Genomic DNA, 20,975 nt, shown 5'->3' on the forward strand with positions numbered 1-20,975 from the left:
GCGCTAATCTCATCCCACGCGCCGCAATCTCCCAGCGCGGCGCACAAAGGATAAGGAGCAGCCATGTCCAATGCACCCACGCACTCTGTCCACAGCGCAATCGCAACAGCACCGCTGCTCCTATTCCTCTTGTTGTTTCTAGCCTGCGCCACGCCTGGTACCGCCTGCGCCGTCGATGGAAACGATACGCTTAGTTTTCGCACCATCAGCGATATGTGCGGACCGTTTGGCATTGGCAAGTACGAGGCACAAGACGCCTCGATTTCTTACTGCATGAACCAAGACTGCCCCGGCCCCAGCAGCCCGGGAGGACCCTGGCGGACCTACAATCAGGGTTGGACATGGCTCGACAACGAGTTTGCCGCCGTCATCTGCCATGGATACCCCTCCGCCACATCATTTGGCGGCCATAACCTAACGGCCGAACGCGCTCGCGCCGCGACCCAGATTGCCGTGTGGATGCTCAAAGGAACCACGCGCCCCGATGGCTCTTTTGCGTATACAAACAACGCCGGCGTTGCCAAAAGCGGCAAGTTCGATCAAGACGCCGAGGTTGTCGCGGCGGCGCGCTGGCTCTACGACAACGCAAAAGCCGGAAATATTAAGGCCGACCCGCATCGCGCCAGACGCTATCACGGACCCGTCTCTAACGAAGGCCGGCACCAGGATATGCTCTACGTTTTGCCCACCATCACCGTATCCTTTGAGAAAAGGTCTGCGAACACTGTCATTACCAGCGGGAACGATACGTATCAGTTAGGTGGGGCGACGTTTAACATCTTTGAGAAAAACACGGACAAACACGTCGGCAGCATCAAAATGGACGGCAACGGTCGTGCACGGGCAACACTTTTGCCCAACACGGCATACTACCTAATCGAAACCAAAGCGCCGACAGGCTATCTGCCCCGACGCGATCGCATTGCCTTTACCACCGGAAAAAGCGGCGGACATGTCACAATCAACGAGCAGCCAGGTTCTATCACGCTGCGTGTCGTCAAAACCGATGCCGCAACGAGTGCCGGAGCGCAGGCGGGAACCTCGCTCGCCAAAGCCGAATTTACCTGTGTCTCGCAATCTACCCCTGGGTGGACGCGCACCTTCACGACCGAAGGCGATGGCCAGGCGACCTTAAGCGACATTCCCCTGGGAACCTTTACCCTCTACGAATCGAAAGCACCAGAGGGCTACCTGCTCCCCCATGACAGCTGGACCTATACGGTCGGTCCCAATCAATTAAACGACATGGGTGTCGTTGAGCTCGAACGCCGCATCCCCAATACTCATGTTGCGTTTGACCTCGAGATTTCCAAGTTCAAGGATTACGGGAACGGCGAGCAATCGGGATTAGAACAGCCAGCGGAAGGCGTCGTCTTTGAAATTGTCAGCAACAGCTCTAAGCAGGTCGTAGGCACATTGACGACAAATATCTATGGCTTCGCATCCACCAAAGACCAGCCCAAGGCCTGGTTTGGCGCGGGCACACGACCGGACGGCGTCCACGGAGCCATCCCCTACGATCGTGCGGGCTATACCGTTCGCGAGGTCCCGGAAACTGTTCCCGCAGGCTTCAAGCGGGCAGAAGATTGGACCATCGCGCCCGAGCAAATCGCCGACGGAGCCAAGCTTCAGTACATAGTGGACAATCACGCCCTTTCGACACATCTCCAAATCATCAAACGCGATGCCCGGACGGGAGCTTCCGTCCCCCTTGCCGGCTTTAGTTTTCAGCTGCTCAACAGCAACCGTGAACCCATCTCTCAAACATGCTGGTATCCGACGCACAACGTTATGAACACCTTTACCACCAATGCGACCGGCACCGTCACGTTGCCAGAATCGCTCAAGCCGGGCACATATTACGTACGAGAAGTCGCAGCCAAAGCGCCCTACCTTGTGGGCGACGAACTGAAGGTGACGATTCCTGCCGATGCAGATCTCACACCTATCGCCGCCGTCTCGTATTTCAACAGCGCGGCAACCGGAAGCATCGAGATCGTGAAGGCTGACGCAGTAGACGGCAGTGCCCTATCTGGTGCCAGGTTTGAAATTCGCGCTGCCGACGATATCGTTTGCCCCGATGGCCACATTGCCGCCCTTGCCGGTGAAGCCGTTGCCTCCGTCACAACCGATGAACAAGGTAAAGCTCGCGTAGACAACCTTTCGCTGGGTTGCGGAACGGCACGATACGAAGTCGTTGAAACCCAGTCTCCCGACGGCTATCTACTTGATCGGACAGCACATATCGTTGAGCTTACTTATATCGACCAGAAGGTCCCCGTGGTCGAGTCGCAGATCGAATTGCCTAATGATTACACCAAGGTCGATTTCTCCAAGGTCGATATGACAGGCAAGCATGAAGTTGAAGGCGCCCGACTGGTCTTATGCGACGCCGATGGAACAGAAATTGATTCTTGGATATCATCCGAGCAGCCCCATCGCGTGGAGCACCTTGAACCCGGTTCTTATACCCTACGCGAAACAATGTCCCCGCGCTCCTATGACCTCGCTGAAGACGCATCCTTTGAAGTCGAGGATACGGGGAAGATCCAGGCCGTAACCATGAAGGATGCACCGATTGAGATTAAGGGGAGCGTCGACAAGCGACAAGAAATCGCGCGGCCAACCGCAAAGGGAACAGTGGCGAACGGCGACGGTAAAAACCGGGCGGCGACGCAACCCGACAGAAAGGGCTCCTATTCCTACACCATCGACGCTCAAAACGAATCGAGCACCTGGGTCGACGAGTTCACCGTCACCGACGATCTCGAATGTGCCAAAGACGGCACGACCAAACTTGTCGCCATTAAAACCCCGATCGCCGTCGGCGACTTAAACGGGCTCTGCAATGTTTGGTATCGAACGTCACCGGCAGACAAGTTGGGCATAAAGGAAAAGGCCAACGCCACACTTAACGATGAACACACCAACCCGTGGCTCGAGACAGCCGAGGTCAAAGAGCGGCTGGGCGAGGATGTGCGGATTGTCGATTACGATGGCTGGAGTCTTTGGAAAGCCGATGTCTCGACCACGGAGTCTTCCACCCTCGAAGTAAAGGACCTTACGCTTTCGGACGACACTGTTATCACGGGGATTCGCTTTGAGTATGGCTCGGTTTCCGCAGACTTTACGACCCGGCGCGACAACGATTCTTGGAATCGCAATGGGCTTAAAGACGAGCATGACGACCTTGACGACGCGGCGGCATCCCTCAAATCGGATTTACACGGAGCAATCATCCGGATGTATGCAACCTCATCCTATACACCCCAAACCGCACTCGCCAACAGTGCCCGTGTTGACCTTTGCCGCAACGGAGGAGGCGAAAAACTCGAGTCGCACGATAAAGATCGTGTTGTTCAAAAATGCGCCATTCCGCAGGATCTTCCAAATACGGGCAATGCACCCATCATCTCTTTTCTCACCGCATTATTGACCGCCGGTGGCACAGCAATTTGGCTCACTTGGCTAAGCTCGGCATCAAAAGAGGAGTAGGTAGAAATAACGGGCGAGCCGATATGCCGGCTCGCCCGTTATCTGGCGTATGTAACCAAAGGCTATTCCGTAGACGCAGACCCGCCGTCAACAAGTTCCAGATCGCCATCCAAAATACCGTCGGCACCCAAACTTTGCTCTTGCTCCACCTCTTCGCTCATCGTGGACCTGGGCGTCGACCCCTTAGCGCCCACGATATATGCGGCCCCCAGACCCATAGCGATGGCGATCAAAAACAGAACCACATAGACGGGCCAATGGCGTTTGATGTATGAAAACACGCTAACTCCTTAGAGGTCCGCTACGAACGGCGGATGACCTCGGTGACAACCTCGGACACCGTAGCGATGTTCGTCGGGTTGACGTTGTACGGCAAATCGTCTTCGGTGCGCGCGCAGGCAAGACGCGGGCCATCGACACCGGCAATTGTGAGGGCGCGACGGCTCGCCTCGAGCGCGGCATAGGCATCGGTCTTGGCATAGGGCATCTCAAACGCGCCACAATCAACGTGGAACGACTTGCACACCTTGCTGACCAGATTCATGATGCGGCGATCACCCTTGAGCAACTGCTGCTCGCCTTCGACCGTCACGACCGAAAGCCTACCGGCTCCAATGGACTCAAGATTGATAAAGAACACACCACGCAGCTTATCGCGATGGGCTTCGAGGAACGCCTTCATACCGGCGCCGTCACAATCCGAGGCACCCGTTGCCACAAACCAGATATCGTGACCAAGCAGCTCGTCATCACCCATGGAGGCAACAGCCGAAAGCATGTCCTCAGCAGAAGCGCCGTCAGAAGAGGTGGCACCGCCCTTCCAGCCGTTATCATCGTCCTCAAAGTTATCCCAAGAGCCGATACCGCGGCCAGACTTCTTGGCATCGTAGTCATCCTCGACGCCCAGCCAGTCGCTCATGCTGTTCTGCTCATTCTTCTTTTTGCGTCCGAACAAGCCGCCCAGACCACGCTTCTGAGGCTTTGCCTCCTTGGCGACGGGAGCCGAGATGGTTTCGATGGGCTGAGCGCCCGAAGAAACGGGCATGGAGGGGGCAACCGGTGCCGACGTGGGCTCGGGCCCCTGAGCTGTCGCGAAAGGATCGTCGGCCTGAGCCGAGGGGTCGGGGAGATCGAAGAGGGATGTGCGGGATGCGACGTTGGCCTGCTGCATCGAGGGCAGCAACGGATCGGGGACCGAGGCAAGCGGCGAAGAAGAAGGTGTGAGCACCGGAGCAGAAGCGGGATCGGGGATATTCATCTGCGGACGCGGTGCGGCCTTGGACGAAATCTGTGCCATGAGCGAATCAACCGTCTCGACCTGCGCCGATGCGGGGTTGGCAACCGTGGAGCCGGGATCGCTCGGGGCAGGCATGGTAAAGATCTGCGTAGAGTACGGCCTGGACTCATCGGCGTTAGAAATCACCGGGGTCTCTTCTTGCTCAACGACGACCGTCGCGTCGGCTTCAATCTCGTCGGCGGTGTTCGTCTCGGCGTCAACGTTCTCAACCTGCTCGGCATCGACACTCTCAGCCGGCTCGGCTTCGGGCGCCTCGATCTCATCTGCAGCATCCTGGGACTCATCGGAAACAGAAAGGGGCTCGGCGATGGCAGTACCCTGCTTCTCGAACGTTATCGTGGCATCGAACTTCGCGGCATCGAGCGTCTCGGTGGCGTCGATTGGCTGCTGGGCCTCGAAGGACGTCGTAGCCTCGGCGACCTCCGTCGCGGCAGGCTGCTCAGCCTCATGCTGTTCAAATTCCCGCGCCGCACGCTCACGCTCGGCCTCGGCAGCCTGCTGGTGGGCAATAGCCTCCTGCTCTGCCACCTCGCGCGCAGCGGCACGCTTTTCCTCAAGGTCGTCGACAAGTTTTTTACCCTTAGCGAGTGCGCCCTTAAAGAAGCTTGAAGCGCTGGCTCCAATCGAAGAGAACGCAGATGCTATATCGGCATGGGGCGTCGCGACCGGTAGATCGGCCGAAAAATCGGTATCGCTCTCATAGGAAACGCGCTGCGGATACTCATCGTAATCGCTGGCGGAATCGTCGTACACATCCTGAACCACCGGGGCGGGCGCAGCGGCGTCCGGCTCGGGTTCAGGGCTGGGCTCGGGTTCCGTCTTGGGCTCGGTATCGACGACGGGCTCGTCGGCAGGCGCGGCGACAGGTTCAACCGAAGCAGGCTCGGGATCGATCGTCGGCTCCTCGCCCTCTTCGTAATCAAGCGTGCACGACTCGGGAAGCATCCCCAGGGCACGAATGGCATCAGAACCAAAGCGAATATTACCGGCAGCATTGCGATACAGCTTAGGCTCGGGCTCGCTCGGCTCGGCGACAGCGGGCGCCCCAATCGACTCGACGGCATCCTCATCCGCGACCGGCTCGGCAGCAACCTCGGCTTCAGCCTGAGCCTCGGGAGCAATGACACCAATCAGGGTTTCGTCAGCTGAGGCACCCTCAAAGCCATCGATCTGTTCGTCAAAAACTTCGCCCTGCTCGGATTCGGGAGCGATCGGCTGGCCAAACTCGTCCTCGTTGTAGGAGGGTTCTTCGTACTCGATCGTGTTGCCGTAGTCGTTTTGCTGCTGGGCAGCGGCATACTCAGCCGCCGCGCGCGCCATCTCCTCGGCACGACGCTTTTGCTCACCAAAATAGTCATCAAACGGAATGTCGTTAGGGAACTCGTTTTCGCCCTGGTAAGGGGCAACGTTATCCATGACACCGAGCATCGCGGCTACAGAAGACTTATTGCAGACCGCACCGGACGTATAGGGAAGAACAAAACGGTTGGCAATGATATTGGCCGCGTTGGCGAGCGCCACAAGAGAGGCGAGGATCGCAACGATCCAAAGCAGAACCTTCAGAGCGCCGGGGAGCGGCAGTATACGCAGAATGGCGACGGCAGCGGGGACAATCGTGGCGACCGGCAGCATCTTGGCGATGAGCGCGCGATACGGCGCGTACGGTTCGCGAGCGAGGAGCTCGGCACGCGGAGAATCGTAATGGGCGACAACAACCACCGGACGGTTGCGCGGAGATGCAAGCGGACCTGTGGCCTTGTGATAGGCAATGACATTTTGACTCACGCCCGTCTTGCCCAGGCGAGAGATAACAGGGCGACCGGTACGCTCGAGCACATACAACACGGCACCGGCGATGGCCAGCAGAACACCGATTAAGCCGATGCTGCCGCCAATACCCATAAGCAGGGCGCCGGCAAAAGACAGAATGCCTGTGACGGCAAATGCCAGCCTGCTGGGTGCAGGAGCGTTAAATTCCTGGACTTCGGGATCAAAGCCATGATTGCGGAAGATCTGGGCGATATCCTCGGCAGCCAAACGCTCTTCTTCGCTGCACGCCGGCGTGATGCCCGTGCCCTGTAGCAGATGATTGATATAGTTCTGGGTGTTCGCCATGTGCGCTCCACATCCATAATCCGACAAATAGGCCCAATGCTTGCACATTAGAACCGTATATAGTCGAAAGTATACCCCGAGCGAACGCAATCGGCCGAAATCTGGGCATCTTAACGCACTGAGCGGACAAGGATATAGCCTAATCTCCATATCGGATTAAAATCATGGCATCAAATAACCTTCCCATGCGAGGATTCTATGACGGTAAGCGATATGACCGCGACAAACAAAACAAATGCGCCAGAACCCGGTTTCGACAAAACCGCCCAGCGTATCCTCAACCTTTTCTTTGTCCTCAACAGTTCCCCCGAGCCCTTAACTACCGAGCAGATCGTGCTGGATTCTGACCTAGGCTACGGATCGGGCAACGTCGACTCGGATAAGCGAAAATTTCGCCGCGACCGCGACAAGCTACTCGAGCAGGGCATTGTGATCAAGGAAGTTCGCGCCGCGGGTGCCCAGGAGACCGAGGAGAGCGCCTGGACAATCGACCGTGAGCATACGTTTGCCGCGGGCGGCTTGATCACCGCAGACGATGCCGACATTCTGCTAAACGCTATCGATCAGACCCTCACCACGGGCTCTTCGGCCTTTGCGACCCCGCTCGCCGACATACGCTCCAAAATTGCCTATCTTACCGGCGAGACGAATACGGCCGAGCCCCCCGTTCTTCACTCGCCGACGGTCGATGCGGTATGGAGTGCGTTTGCCGACCGATGCGCGCTGCGTTTTTTGTATCAAAACGGACGGGGTGAGCAACGACAACGCACTGTTTGCGTCTACGGCATGTTCGAGCGCGAAGGAACAGCCTACTTTTGCGGCCTAGATGACGCCACCGGAAAAATCAGAACCTTTCGCTGCGATCGCATCGTTCGTGCGTGGCGTCCATCGCGGGCCTACGCCATTCCCGCAGACTTCAATCTCAACGATTACCTCTTCTTTGAATTCGATTTCTCCGATTGCCAGCCCGTCACGGCAACTTTCTCGTTTGCTCCGCAGGCTCAATCCGACATGGTCCACGGCCTCACACGTGGGCGAGGAAGGCTCGAGCACGCCAAAGACGGCTGGACCTGGACCGTTGACGTTCGCGACCTGAATGCGGCGGCGTCATTTTGCATGGAACACAGTGTTGACGGTATGAGGCCCGTAGCGCCCAACGAACTCAAGCAGGCGTGGAACCGCCTCATCGAAAGGACAGTGAGCGCTCATGGCCGTGCGTAAGCTCACCAGCGAACAAAGGCTCTCGCGCTCCATCGACATTATGGAGGCACTCTATGCCGCCGGCGAGGCGGGCATGACGCGAGACGAAATCTGCAGTCGCTTCGATATCTCCGGAGCTTCGCTCGACGAGATCATCGGCATCATCTCGACGCTCGCAGACCGCGAATCGGGCGCGCGCATCATTTGCGAATGCCGCGATGAACGTGTGGTTCTCATCGGCGATGCGGGCCGTGTGCTGCCGCTTCGCCTGAGTGCCGCCGAGGGCGCCGTACTCAACCATGAATTGGAGTCGCTCGGAATCGAAGAGTGCGCGGCGGCGCGCATCCGGCGCGCACTCCTTCCGGCGGAACTCGGATACAACCAACGCGTTGACGATACCGTCGCCCGCGGATCTTATTGGCAGCAACTCTGCTGTGCAATTCAGGATGGTGTGCGATGCCTCGTCACCTACCGCTCCCTGGACGACCAGCATCCACGCAGGCGATTGATCGACCCCCTAAAGATCACGACCAATGGCGACCAAACGTACCTGATTGCCTGGGATGTCGAGGCAGACGGGCAGCGCTCCTACCGTATGGACAAGATCGAGGATCTTCTGCTGACGGAAGACTCCGTCGTGCGTCACACGACCGAAACCACGTCCCTGCACGATTCCCTTGCACAGGCAAGCCAGAGCGTTAAGCTCCTGATGCCGCTCGATATGGCAGAACGCGTGAGGTGGGCAGGTATCAGGTCAATTAAAGCCGATGGGGAGGGTACGGCAAGCGTGACTGTTTCCTATAGCTCCGAAAACTGGCTGTTTAGCCAGATTATCGCAGCGGGCGGAGCCATCCGCATCGCAGACGACCCCTCCCTTTCAAAGCGCCTATGTGATGCCGCCGAGGCAATGGCCTTCCGTTCTTAGCGATGGCGTTCGTGCGCTTGGCGCCATAACTGAAGATAGTGGCCGATCTGCGCCGTTTCGATGCGCTGATACGAGCTCGTAGGCAGCGATGTCAGAAATTTCTTGCCGTAACCCTTCGTCACCAGACGCGGGTCGGCCAAAATCAACACGCCGCAATCGGTCGATGAACGAATCAGGCGACCGGCCGCCTGCTTGACCTCGAGAACCGCCTCGGGCAGCGAGTAGCGTACCCAGGCGCGGTCCTCGCGCAGATTGCGCTCGCACGAGAGAGGATCGGTGGGGCTCGAGAATGGCAGCTTGGGGATAATGACGCATCTCAGCGTCTCGCCGCTGGCATCGAAGCCCTCCCAAAATGCCTTGAGAGCAAAGAGCGACGAGGTCGACTCGTTGATAAAGCGATCGCGCAAGCGACGGGGAGACGAATTGCGCTGCTGGCAATTGAGTTCCAGGCCGGCACGAGCCAGCTTGGGCTCAACCCGAGCGTACAGGTCTTCCATATCGCGGCGATTGGTGAACAGCGTGAGCACCGACCCGCCCATGGCAAGATGGGCATCGACCAGTACGCGCTCGAGCGCGGACAGATAGCCCTCGCGGTCGCGAGGGTCGGGAATGTCCCCCGCCACGACTACGGCCATGTTCGAATCGAAGTCATAGCTCGAATCCAGATGTAGTGACGAGGATGCCGAAGCGGCAATGCGATCGAGGCCTACGGCATGGTTAAAGTGCTCAAAGCTCTTGGACACCGTCATGGTTGCCGAGGCAAAGATGGCCGTATGCACCTCGGGCAGCCACTCGTTCGCCAGGGCCTCGCCGATGTCGATGCGCTCGGCGGTCATGGATTCTCCGCCCGCACGTAGGCGGCGGTTGACCTGCAGCGAGTACACATAATGCTCGTCGGTGCCGTCAATGATGAGCTTGAGGTTCTCGGCCAGCTCGTGCAGACGGCGCGAAATATCGCCCAGGTCGACGACGACCTCGGGTTTATCGGCAGCGACAGCCTGCACCAGCGCGGCAACATTTTTATCCGCCTGCTCCAGGGCATCGATAGCAGCGCTGGCAGACTGCAAGAAGTCATGCCAGTCATCCGACTCGCGCAACTCGGGGCCAATCCACAGATTTGCGCTGTCGTAGCCACCGCGGGCGCGACGGCCGAGCTCACGCACGCCGTCAAACACCTCGGCGAGTGCCATGCTCGCGCGTGCGACCGTAGACGTCGCCTTCGCGGTGAGCCCCAGATAAAGCGTGGAGCCTTCGGATGTCGCCAAATCACGAGATACCTGGCTCAATGCACCGGAGCTCGACCCGCCAAGGCGCTCAAATAGCACGCGAGATTCGTCTGCCGAGACCACGCGCGCCCACTGGCGGCGCGCCTCGCGCTCGATGGAATGGGCCTCGTCGATTACCCAGTGGCGGATGGGAGGCAAAATTCTCCCTTCGGCCGCAACGTTGCGAAACAGCAGGGAATGATTTGTGACCACGATATCGGCATGCGCCGCGCGACGACGGGCACCGTGGACGAGGCATTTATCGGGGAAGAACGGACACAGGCGGCGAGCGCATTCGCGTGAGGCCGTCGTAAAGTCGGGACGGTTGACGCTGCGCCAGCGAATGCCGAGCGAATCGAGGTCACCATCGGCAGATTGGCACACATACGCCATGATCACCGCAACCGCTGTGAGCGTGTCGGCAGGATCGCGCTTGGTGGTAATCTCGGCCTGACTTCGGCTCATGCGCTCGAGTTTGCGCAGGCACGGATAGTGGTCATATCCCTTGAGCGCACAGAATGACAAGCCTCCGTCCAGCTGTTCGGCGAGTTTTGGCAGCTCGTGGTACATAAGCTGATCGGCAAGATTATTCGATTTGGTCGCAATGCCAACGGTAATGTTGTTTCGGCGGGCGGCCTCGGCAAAGGGCACGAGATACGCCATCGATTTACCGACGCCCGTACCGGCCTCTATCACGCGATGCGTATCCGTAACCAACGCGTCGCGTACCTCGAGCGCCATGGCAATCTGCTCGTCGCGCGGCTCATAAGTGGGATACATGCGATTGACTAGACCACCGGGGGCATAATCCGCCTCGATCTCTTCGCGGCTCGGCATGTTAAGAACCGGCAGCTCGTCGGCATCCACGCGATCATCGGCGCGATCGGCCTTGAGCACGTCGGCGCGGGCGGCGGCAAGCGAGAAAATCGAGCCGGGGTTTTGACCTGCCAAAAACGAGAAAATGGGACGATAGGACCAAGGAACATCCGCGTGCATATCCGCCAGACGCGCCATAAGGCCCTGCGGCAAGTCCGTAAGGGCAACCAGCAGCACGCGCCACACCCCACACAGGGCATCGACATCGGCATTTGCACGGTGCGACACGGAGTCGCAGCCAAACAGATCGGCCATAAAGGACAACTTGTGCGATGCCAGGCGCGGCAGCGCGATACGGGACAACGCCAGCGAATCGATCCAGATGTCGCTGACGTTGACACCGCCCTTGACCGATTCGATGAACGATCGGTCAAACGTGGCATTGTGCGCGATAACCGGGCACCCGCCCACAAAATCGGCGAGCGCAGCCACGGCCTCTACAGCCGAGGGGGCATCGGCCACATCGGCGTTTGTGATGCTTGTGAGCTCAGTGATTTCGGCAGGGATCAGCTGCTTGGGATGCACAAACGTGTCAAAGCGGTCAACGACCTCGCGGCCCGAAAGACGGGCCGCGGAAATCTCGATAAGCTCGTTGTCCTGGACCGAAAGACCCGTGGTCTCGGTATCGAGGACGATAACATCCTCCTCGATAAGGCCAAACGATTGTGTGCGGGCACGCTCGGCAAGCGTTGCATAGGAATCAATGACAAACTGCGGCGTTCCAGGAGATACAGCATCCTCGATTAGCATGCAATGCCCGCTCGACGGAGACCCATGCGAATCAGATTGTCACAGACCTGCGGGAAGGTCATGTCTTTGGTATGACGAATCTCGTCCGGATACAGCGACGTATCGGTCATACCGGGAATCGTATTGGTCTCGAGGATGACGGGGCCGTCCTCGCTCACGATAAAATCGCTGCGCGAAATGCCCAGACAGCCGAGGGCTTTGTGGGCCGCACAGGCTAGTTCCTGGGCACGAGCATAGTTTTCGGGCGAAATCTGCGCCGGAATACGGTGGATATCCGTGGGATCGACGTACTTCACATCCAGGTCGTAGAACTCACAGTCCTCAGGCTTGCGAATCTCGACGATCGGCAGGGCGCGCACGTCATCCTCGCCGTAGACGCCTACGGTAATCTCGGTTCCCTCGATGCACTTTTCGACCAGCACCTTATCGCCGTACTCAAAGGCCTTGGCGATGGCGGCAGGCAGCTCAGAGGGCTCGTGTACCAGGGAGATGCCGTAGCTGGAGCCGTTGACGGCGGGCTTTACAAAGCAACGCTCGCCGCAAATCTCAACGATGCGATCGATATCGACCTCGTCGCCCGCCTCAAGCGCTAAACCGGGGGCAATGGGGATGCCTGCCTTGGCATACAGAAGCTTTGAAACCTCTTTATCGGCGCCACACGCGCTGGCGAGCACACCCGACGCCGTATAGGGGATACCCAGCGTCTCCATGGCTCCCTGCATGGCGCCATCCTCGCCGCCGGCGCCGTGCATGGCGATAAACGCCACGTCAAAATCGCCAGTTGCCATAGTCACCATAAAATCATCGGCAGCCGTATCGAGCAGCTCCACCGAAGTGTAGCCAGCCTCCTTTAGGGCCACCACGACGTTCTTTCCTGAATTGAGCGAAATCTCGCGCTCGGCGGAATGGCCGCCCGCCAAGACCGCTACGTGCATGTTCTCTAGGCTTTTACCCGGCATGGGCAGACTCCTCCTCTATGATTTCTGCAGCTGATACCATATTGTAGCGATACCCCCTACGTTTCCCCAAAATCGAAAGGCTTCCATGAATCCCAGGACTAAATCTCAGGACATTCGCGACTTGAGCCAAAACGATATTCGCGAGCTCGTGTCCGAACTCGGCCAGCCCGCTTTCCGCGCGAAGCAGCTCATTGAATGGGTTTTTGAGAAGAACGTTTGTTCGTTTGACGATATGACCAACCTTCCCAAGGCTTTCCGCGAGCAGTTAAAGGAGGCATTTGCCTTCGACACGCCGACCGAGCTCACCAAGCAGGTGTCCAAAGACGGCTCTCGTAAATACCTACTCGAGTACCACGATGGCATTTCTGTCGAGACCGTCGGCATGCCCCGTCGTAACAAGCTTTCTGTCTGCGTATCCACCCAAGCCGGCTGCGGAATGGGCTGTGCTTTTTGCGCTACCGGTCTCAACGGCCTCAGGCGCTCGCTGACCGCCCAGGAAATCGTCGACCAGGTACTTCACGTTTCCAATGACTTTGGCGAGCGCGCGACAAGCGTAGTGTTCATGGGCCAGGGCGAGCCTTTTGCCAACTACGATGAGGTTCTTAAGGCGCTGCGCATCCTTAATGACCCCGACGGTATCGGCATTGGAGCGCGCCATCTCACCGTGTCTACCAGCGGTGTTATTCCTGGCATCCGTAAGTTTGCCGACATTCCCGAGCAGTTCACCCTAGCTGTCTCGCTGCACTCCGCCATCCAGTCCACACGCAATAAGCTCATGCCCGGTGTCAAGAAATACACACTCCTGCGCCTTCACGAGGCACTGCAGCTCTACACCGAGAAGACCGGCCGCCGTCCGACGTACGAATATGCCATGATCGAGGGCGTCAACGACACCAACCCCGAAATGCAGGCGCTCTGCGACTTCTGCGAGGGCACGCTGTGCCACGTCAACCTGATTCAGCTCAACGATATTGAGGGCAGCCCGCTCAAGCCGTCACCGATCCATAAGGTAGAAGACCTTCAACGCCGTCTTGAGTCCCGTGGTATCGAGACCACGATCCGCAACTCCCGTGGTAACGATATCGATGCGGCTTGTGGCCAACTCAAGCAGCGTTTCAAAGTTCAGAAGAATGCGTAGGGGCGACCAGCCCAAACGTTTCATGTGAAACATCAGAAAGCCCCGGTTGCTTAATTGCAACCGGGGCTGTTTCATATTTATCGATTATCTGCATCATACGATTGTCCAGCATTATTTAGGACGATATTAGGGATCCCTGTACTGGTGATCAGACAAGGAACCCTTCAGAATAGATGAGTCATTGTTAGGTACCTAAAAGCCTACATTTTCCCATTGATGATTAACCCAATCTTGGTTGATCTTGGGATTCTTTGTCATCTGAGCCGAACGCATGGCAACGTCCTCGGTCATAACATCCATTTTCTTTTTTGAGGTATCAACGATATCCTGCGCTCCGCGAAGTAAACGACCACGCAATTCATCATCTGTCGCAATCTTATAACCGGCAAAAGCGCCAACTGCAACAGTAGCAGCCAAAGCGACAGCAGTCAGAACTTTATTCCTCATCCTGACCTCCTTGATCAAACTGAATGATTTCGCCCAGAATGCGAGAGAGTTCCTCTTCATCCTTAAATTCAATCTCGATCTTGTTCTTACCGCGCGAGCTCTTTACGCGAACGTTCGTGTTAAACACCTGACGCAGAACGCGTGCCGCCTTCTTAAAAGACTGAGGCGTTGGGGTTCGAGGCGTTTTTGGTGTCTCTCCGGCAGAAAACAACGGAGCAAGATTTTCTGTCGCGCGGACGGACAATCCTTCCGCAACAACCTTCTCAGCTAACTTAATGCGTGCATCTTCATATGGAACTGCAAGAATTGCACGAGCATGGCCAGCAGTCAGCTTACCTTCAAAGATCATCTGCTGAACAACCTCTGGAAGATCAAGTAGGCGCAGCGAATTGGTGATTGCAGAGCGAGACTTGCTAACAGCCTTCGACAAGGCCTCTTGAGTCATACCACTCGCATCGATGAGCTGTCGATACCCCTTAGCCTCTTCGACGGGGTTGAGATCAGAGCGTTGCAAATTTTCAATCAATGCAAGCGCAAGCATCTGTTCATCATCAACATCTTTTATGATGACAGGAAGTTCCTCAAGTCCAGCGAGCTTAGAAGCCTGATAACGGCGCTCACCCGCGATAATCTCATAGCCATTACCGTGCTTGCGTACAAGAAGTGGCTGAAGAACACCATGCTCCTGAATCGACTCACTCAACTCTCGAAGCTCGGTCTCATTAAAATGAATTCTGGGTTGGTTGGGATTCGGAACGATATCTTCAATTGGAAGTTTAGTTTCCGAAGCAGTATTGGATGCGGACGTCGCAGAGCCACCGGTCTCATATTCTGCTTCGGATACCAATGCATTGAGTCCGCGACCCAAACCGCCACGCTTCCTAGGACTAGGCACGCTTGATCACCTCTTTGGCAAGGTTCATATACGCCTTTGCACCCTTATTTTGCGGCGCATATGTAATTACCGGCTCACCGAACGACGGTGCTTCTGATATTTTAACCGTACGCGGAATCAAGGTCTTAAATGCCTTATCGCCAAAGTACGACTGCACTTCTTCGACAACCTGATTTGAGAGCGATGTTCGCGAATCATACATCGTCATAAGCACGCCATAGGTATCAAGACTCTTATTTAGGCGCGTTTTGACCATCTTCATCGACTCAAGCAGCTTCGTGACACCTTCGAGTGCGTAATACTCGCACTGAATCGGAATCAAAACACTGTCCGCCGCCGTCAACGCATTAATGGTCAACAAGCCAAGTGAAGGCGGACAGTCGATAAATATAAAGTCAAACTCGTCCTTAACAGGCTCAAGCAGGTCCTTCAAACGCGTTTCTCGTGCAATCGCGCTTACAAGCTCAATTTCGGCACCTGCAAGCTGAATAGTAGCCGGAATTACAAATACCTTACTGCAATTTGTATCCAGAACAAGCGATTCTGCCGGAACATCATTCAGCAATGCATCATAGATGCAGTTATCAAGTTCTTCTTTTTCGATTCCAAAGCCGCTCGTGCTATTACCCTGTGGATCAAAATCGACAATCAGCGTCTTTCGACCCTGTTCACCCAGTGCTGCTGCAAGGTTTACTGCTGTGGTGGACTTACCCACACCACCCTTTTGATTGATGATTGCAATGATACGCGTGTCTTTTGCGCTCTTTGAACGCTTAACGTCGCGAAATCCCACGGTCCCTCCTGGTGTTTTTAAGCTGTTAAACTGAGGATGTTTCACGTGAAACATTCCGATTCATCATCTGTTATGTTTCACGTGAAACATAACAAGTAATTACTATCCATTATGTTTCACGTGAAACATCTAGGCAAGCGGATTCTTCTTCGCCATGCCATTAGCACGTGGAAGCGAAATAGCTGCCGGACGAGATTTTTTTAGAATGATAAACTCGCGATGACCCAAGCCATTTGGCAAATCTAAATCATCTGTCAAAAGTGTGGTGAACCCGCATATGCTAGCGGCAGTTAGACCAGACTGAAGTTCGACGTCTGACGGGTTTCCCTTAGTAATAACAAAGAGACCACTATCTATTAGAAATGGTGAAGCATACTCGACGAGAACTGGTAACGGTGCAAGTGCACGAGCAGTGACAACAGCAAACTGTTTCTTATGGCTTCGGGCATATTCTTCAAGACGATCATGAACCGCGTGAGCACGCTTGATACCGAGAGCCTCAACAAATGAGTTAACAGCATCAACCTTCTTGCCAACCGAATCGATATAGGTAGCCTTACGTCCGCAAGCAATTGTCAAAGGGATACCAGGAAACCCAGCACCAGTACCCATGTCTAACAAAGCGCCTTCTGGAGCTATGTCTATATAGGGAAGCAACACAAGCGAATCAAGAATATGAAGAACAGCCGCATCTTCGATATTTAGGATGCGCGTAAGATTGGTGGTCTTATTAGCCTCCAAAACAAGATCAAGATGCTCAATACAGGAGCGTAGGGCATCATTGGAGACCTTCAAAGAATAGTCTTCGCAATACGAAATTAGACGACTAAGCATCTGGCTTGCCTGCTCATCGGTTAGTACAAACAAGACAAACTCCTATCTGACAAAAATCAGTGTATCAAGAACTTTTGACAAAAAAAGGGGACGTGGAAACCACGCCCCCTTAAGATAAGCTCGTTTAGGTTATCGAGCAACAATCACAACATGACGATCGGGGTCAGAACCCTCAGAATGCGTGTCAACGGCATCGTTGCCGCGAAGAGCAATATGAACCAGACGGCGCTCATAGGCATTCATGGGAGGAAGCGAAACGCTTTTGTGAGTGCGAACTGCCCGCTCGGCAGCAGACTGAGCCATAGAGGCAACCTTGTCCTGGCGGCGGCTCTTATATCCCTCGACGTCGACGACAACCGGGTACCTAAAGCCAAGCTTGCGGCTCACCAACAGCGAGAACATAACCTGAAGGGCATCAAGGGTGCGACCATGACGACCGATTAGGACGGCAAGGTCGGGAGCCGTTACATCAAGAATCAGTTCGCCCTCGTCGCCCTCATACTCATCGATTGGAGAGTTGGCGGCGTCGAAATGCGAAAGGATGGAACGAAGAATAGAAATCGCAACATCGGCAATGGTGTCGAGCTCTTCATCCGTAAGCTCTTCACCAGCCTTGTAGCGCTGTGCAATCTCGAGATAATCGCCCGCGGCCTGCGGGGCAACCTCCTCAAGCATATCCTCGACGATCTCTTCAGACATAACGTACTCCAAAAGTTAGGTACCTAAATAAGATTACTATACCGCTACTTCTTCTTGTGCGGGCGCGGCTTCTTCTCGCGACGCGTGACCTCAACCTGCAGCGGGGCGTTCTTAAGACGCTCCTCCTCTTCGGCCTTAGCCTTCTCGATAACCTTCTGCGTCACAAAGATCTGCTGGATAACCTGCCAGGCAGAAGACACGTCGTAGTACAAAAGAACACCAACGGGCAGGCTCCAACCCATCCAGAGCATCATGACGGTCATGACGACGGCCATCATGCGCATGCTCTGGGCCTGCTGACCGGTCTGATTGCGCGACATGTACAGCTGCGGAATCAGGGTCAGGACAGCAAACAGAATCAGGCAAATCAGCGCAGGCAGTGCGACCATAAAGCCATCGGCAAAAGAGGCACTCGGCGTGGTAGTCAGATCGGGCAGAATGTTGAAGAACGAGAAGGTGCCCTCGTTAAAGTACTGCGGCAGGTTGCGCAGAAGTGTAAACAGGGCGATGAGGATAGGCATCTGAATCAGAAGCGGCAGGCAGCCGGACAGCGGATTGAACTTGTTCTCGCTGTAGAACTTCTGCATCTCCTCGGCCTGACGCTGGGGATCGTCGGCGTAGCGCTCCTGGATCTCGAGCATCTTGGGCTGCAGCACCTGCATACGGGCCGTCGACTTGGTCGACTTGAGCATGAGCGGCGTCAGCAGCAGACGGACGATGACCACCAGGATAATGATGGACAGGCCCCAGTCGACCGCAAAGGTCTGGATGAGCTTGAGCAGCTCGAAAAGGATGTTAACGATCCAATCCCACATGTAATTTTTCCTCCGATAGCGAGTGCCCGCTAGGGCACAGGGTCATAACCGCCGACGTGCAGGGGATTGCAGCGAGCGATGCGCCTCACGGCAAGCCAGCAGCCTCTACAAACACCGTATTTCTCGATAGCCTGGACGGCGTAATGAGAACACGTTGGATAATAAATGCAGGCGTCAGGCAATAAGGGCGAAATAACCTGTTGATATATGCGAATAGGAGCGATGGCAACACGTCGCAAAACGTGATTGCTCATCGCTCCTCCCCGGCAACGCCGGCGCGTATCACAAGCGAACGCAATGCCTCGTTCATTTCCTCCGGCGACGAGATCCTCGTCTTGGGGGTCGCGAACAAGATGATGTCATAACCCGCAACGGGAAATCCGCAGCTGCGGGCGGCCTCGCGCATCACACGCTTAGAACGGTTGCGCACAACTGCACAACCGAGTCGTTTAGCACCAACGAAGGCGACCCTTCCAGAGTCGCCTTCGCCAACCGATTCACATATGGTCATTCGAATCAGAGGATGATTGAAACGACGCCCCTGACTGAACACATGCTCGAAATCTTGCCGAGACTTAATAGTCTTCATGCGAGATGTGTGTATCGCTGCTAGACAGTGAGACGCTTGCGGCCCTTGGCGCGGCGACGGGCGAGCACGGCACGACCACCCTTGGTGGCCATACGGGCACGGAAGCCATGGGTCTTGGCACGCTTACGCTTATTAGGCTGATACGTACGCTTCATCTTAAGTTCCTCCTGCTGCATTTCGAGTGTCCGCGAGGGCGCGGACGCAGATATAGACACGTGAGCTTGAAGATTGTAGGGAAATCAATGTTCAAATGTCAAGAAATCAAAGGTAAAAGGTTGCGCAGTTCACACGGTTCCGCCATAAGCCGGATGAGTTTTTGAGTATAACTCCAACTTTTCACGATATTTCACCGAGTTTTCGACAGGTCATGTTGGCAATGTTGAGAACTTTTCGCCAATTTTCCAAAGTTTTCAACATGTTTTGAAAACTTGTCGAAAGATGAGAAACATTGCGCGGTGAGCTACTATTTATCCGAAACCTTTTGAAAGATTGCGAGCGGCATGTCTGACGACTTTTACACCATGGTCGATTCCGGTGACCCGGCACCCGACAACGAGCACATCAACGGCGTACGCGAAGAGCGCGAAGAGGGCGGGCAGACATCGAAACAGACACCGAAAACCATGTATGCGGCGCGCATCGCCGTCTATGACGACATGCTTTCGACCCCGCGCGTGATCGTCATCGAGCCGCAAGACATCCGCACGTATCTGGAAGAGACGACTAACACCGTCTACCAGTGCATGAAAGAGCAAGGCGGACACATCTCACTCATGGTTATCCGCGAGATTGTCGAAAACTTTATCCACGCCCACTTTGCCGAGCCCATTATCTCGATCCTGGATGGCGGGGAAACTATCCGCTTTGCCGACCAAGGTCCGGGCATCGACGACAAAGAGCGCGCCTTCGACTTTGGCGTCACCAGCGCAAACAGCAAGATGAAGCGGTATATACGCGGCACCGGGGCAGGTTTTCCCATGGTGCAGGAATACCTGGAAAACGCCGGCGGGGCAGTCTCCATCGAAGATAACATGGGCAACGGCACCGTCGTCACGGTGAGCCTCGACCCCAAGCGCGTGCAGGAAATTGAGCGCGCGGGAGGGCGCGGGGCAGCCGTGCGCCCCGAGGCCCAGGGGTCGGAATACCCACTGCCGGGAGCATTTCCACGGCAAGCAATGATGACTCCGCAGCAAACCATGGCAGCGTCCCCACTACAACAGCCCATGGCTTCGCAGCAGATGCATCAACCCGGCATGCCGCCCATGCAGGACCCCCAGCCCGCGGGACAGACGACAACTCAAGGCTCGGCAGAGTCCATGGTCCCGGCCGATTTGGATGCAGCCGCGATGCAGCAGGTGACGGGCATGCAAGGAGCTCGGCAGATGGGCTTCCAACCGTACCCGCAGGCATATCCGGGACAATATATGCCGCAGCAGGGATACTCCCAGCAATATATGCAGCAGTATCCCCAGGGCTATCAGCAGCCGTATCAGCAGATGCCGCAGCCGTACAATCCCTGGGCCCAGCAGATGCCGCCGCAGCCATACCAACAGTGGCCGCAAAGTTTTCAACAGCCGATGCCAACCATGCAGAGTTCTCAACAACCAGCAGCTCAAATGATGTATCCTAATGCGGCGAATCAATACGCACAGCCGCAACCGGACGTATTTGTGAGCGAGCGCGGCAACGCGGCGCTGGGATATCTGGCTCAAAACCAAGAGTGCGGCGCCACCGACCTGGCGCGAGCATTTGGAAACTCCGCGCCCACGTGGTCACGCACACTCAATGACTTGGCGCAGGCCGGCTTGGTAATCAAACACGGTCAGAAATACCATCTGACCGAACTCGGCAGCGCTCGCATGCGTGCCCAAAGTTAAGGAACG

General features: G+C 56.0%; 18 protein-coding genes. 5 read left to right on the plus strand and 13 right to left on the minus strand.

All coding sequences use genetic code 11. The features are described from left to right. Positions 1-63 precede the first annotated feature (63 nt). A complete protein-coding gene (locus ACTQWD_RS00060; RefSeq protein WP_441558981.1) occupies positions 64-3,495 on the plus strand; it encodes a SpaA isopeptide-forming pilin-related protein in 3,432 nt (1,143 codons plus the stop codon). 62 nt (positions 3,496-3,557) lie between these two features. On the opposite strand, the gene ACTQWD_RS00065 is transcribed toward ACTQWD_RS00060, so the two are convergent. Continuing rightward, entirely contained in the window at positions 3,558-3,776 is a 219-nt protein-coding gene (locus ACTQWD_RS00065; RefSeq protein WP_427717880.1) for a hypothetical protein, read from the minus strand. Positions 3,777-3,796: 20 nt separating this feature from the next. Next, positions 3,797-6,907 (minus strand): hypothetical protein, encoded by a 3,111-nt coding sequence (locus ACTQWD_RS00070; RefSeq protein ID WP_441558982.1) that lies wholly within the window; start codon positions 6,905-6,907, stop codon positions 3,797-3,799. Positions 6,908-7,105: 198 nt separating this feature from the next. Between ACTQWD_RS00070 and ACTQWD_RS00075 the strand changes: the two genes are divergently transcribed. After that, entirely contained in the window at positions 7,106-8,128 is a 1,023-nt protein-coding gene (locus ACTQWD_RS00075) for a helix-turn-helix transcriptional regulator (protein ID WP_441558983.1), read from the plus strand. Continuing rightward, positions 8,115-9,032, plus strand: coding sequence for a helix-turn-helix transcriptional regulator (locus ACTQWD_RS00080; RefSeq protein WP_441558984.1), 918 nt, complete (start codon positions 8,115-8,117; stop codon positions 9,030-9,032). The genes ACTQWD_RS00075 and ACTQWD_RS00080 overlap by 14 nt, the downstream gene beginning before the upstream one ends. Here ACTQWD_RS00080 and ACTQWD_RS00085 read toward each other — a convergent pair. Beyond that, a complete protein-coding gene (locus ACTQWD_RS00085) occupies positions 9,029-11,923 on the minus strand; it encodes a helicase C-terminal domain-containing protein (protein ID WP_441558985.1) in 2,895 nt (964 codons plus the stop codon). The genes ACTQWD_RS00080 and ACTQWD_RS00085 overlap by 4 nt on opposite strands. Then, a complete protein-coding gene (locus ACTQWD_RS00090) occupies positions 11,917-12,882 on the minus strand; it encodes a D-alanine--D-alanine ligase family protein (protein ID WP_441048781.1) in 966 nt (321 codons plus the stop codon). Before ACTQWD_RS00090 ends, ACTQWD_RS00085 begins: the two co-directional genes overlap by 7 nt. Positions 12,883-12,967: 85 nt before the next feature. On the opposite strand from ACTQWD_RS00090, the gene rlmN reads away from it, so the two are divergent. Beyond that, positions 12,968-14,020: a 23S rRNA (adenine(2503)-C(2))-methyltransferase RlmN gene (rlmN, locus tag ACTQWD_RS00095; RefSeq protein WP_441558986.1), complete on the plus strand. Its 1,053-nt coding sequence runs from the start codon at positions 12,968-12,970 to the stop codon at positions 14,018-14,020. Between the two features lie 192 nt (positions 14,021-14,212). Here the strand turns inward: rlmN and ACTQWD_RS00100 are convergent, their stop codons facing one another. From ACTQWD_RS00100 to rpmH, 9 genes are all read right to left on the minus strand, one after another. After that, entirely contained in the window at positions 14,213-14,467 is a 255-nt protein-coding gene (locus ACTQWD_RS00100; RefSeq protein WP_441558987.1) for a hypothetical protein, read from the minus strand. Beyond that, positions 14,457-15,335 (minus strand): ParB/RepB/Spo0J family partition protein, encoded by an 879-nt coding sequence (locus tag ACTQWD_RS00105; RefSeq protein ID WP_441558988.1) that lies wholly within the window; start codon positions 15,333-15,335, stop codon positions 14,457-14,459. Before ACTQWD_RS00105 ends, ACTQWD_RS00100 begins: the two co-directional genes overlap by 11 nt. A gap of 19 nt (positions 15,336-15,354) precedes the next feature. Continuing rightward, positions 15,355-16,155, minus strand: a complete 801-nt coding sequence (locus ACTQWD_RS00110; protein WP_427729019.1) for a ParA family protein — start codon at positions 16,153-16,155, stop codon at positions 15,355-15,357. 129 nt (positions 16,156-16,284) lie between these two features. Continuing rightward, the gene (gene rsmG, locus ACTQWD_RS00115; protein WP_441558989.1) at positions 16,285-17,022 is read right to left on the minus strand and encodes a 16S rRNA (guanine(527)-N(7))-methyltransferase RsmG; all 738 of its coding nucleotides are present in this window, start codon (positions 17,020-17,022) and stop codon (positions 16,285-16,287) included. 96 nt (positions 17,023-17,118) lie between these two features. Next, positions 17,119-17,688, minus strand: a complete 570-nt coding sequence (locus tag ACTQWD_RS00120; protein WP_154516793.1) for a Jag family protein — start codon at positions 17,686-17,688, stop codon at positions 17,119-17,121. 44 nt (positions 17,689-17,732) lie between these two features. Further along, a complete protein-coding gene (locus ACTQWD_RS00125) occupies positions 17,733-18,503 on the minus strand; it encodes a YidC/Oxa1 family membrane protein insertase (protein ID WP_441042215.1) in 771 nt (256 codons plus the stop codon). Between the two features lie 29 nt (positions 18,504-18,532). Continuing rightward, positions 18,533-18,757, minus strand: coding sequence for a membrane protein insertion efficiency factor YidD (gene yidD / locus ACTQWD_RS00130; RefSeq protein WP_154516787.1), 225 nt, complete (start codon positions 18,755-18,757; stop codon positions 18,533-18,535). After that, positions 18,754-19,092 (minus strand): ribonuclease P protein component, encoded by a 339-nt coding sequence (gene rnpA / locus ACTQWD_RS00135; protein ID WP_154516785.1) that lies wholly within the window; start codon positions 19,090-19,092, stop codon positions 18,754-18,756. The genes yidD and rnpA overlap by 4 nt, the downstream gene beginning before the upstream one ends. A 20-nt stretch (positions 19,093-19,112) precedes the next feature. Further along, positions 19,113-19,247 carry a 50S ribosomal protein L34 gene (gene rpmH, locus ACTQWD_RS00140; protein WP_019127408.1) on the minus strand — a complete coding sequence of 45 codons (135 nt, stop codon included), beginning with the start codon at positions 19,245-19,247 and terminating at the stop codon, positions 19,113-19,115. A 366-nt stretch (positions 19,248-19,613) separates the two neighbouring features. On the opposite strand from rpmH, the gene ACTQWD_RS00145 reads away from it, so the two are divergent. After that, positions 19,614-20,969, plus strand: coding sequence for an ATP-binding protein (locus ACTQWD_RS00145; RefSeq protein WP_441558990.1), 1,356 nt, complete (start codon positions 19,614-19,616; stop codon positions 20,967-20,969). Positions 20,970-20,975 lie beyond the last annotated feature (6 nt).

Source organism: Collinsella sp. LCP19S3_B6, assembly GCF_052121815.1.
GTDB lineage: Bacteria > Actinomycetota > Coriobacteriia > Coriobacteriales > Coriobacteriaceae > Collinsella.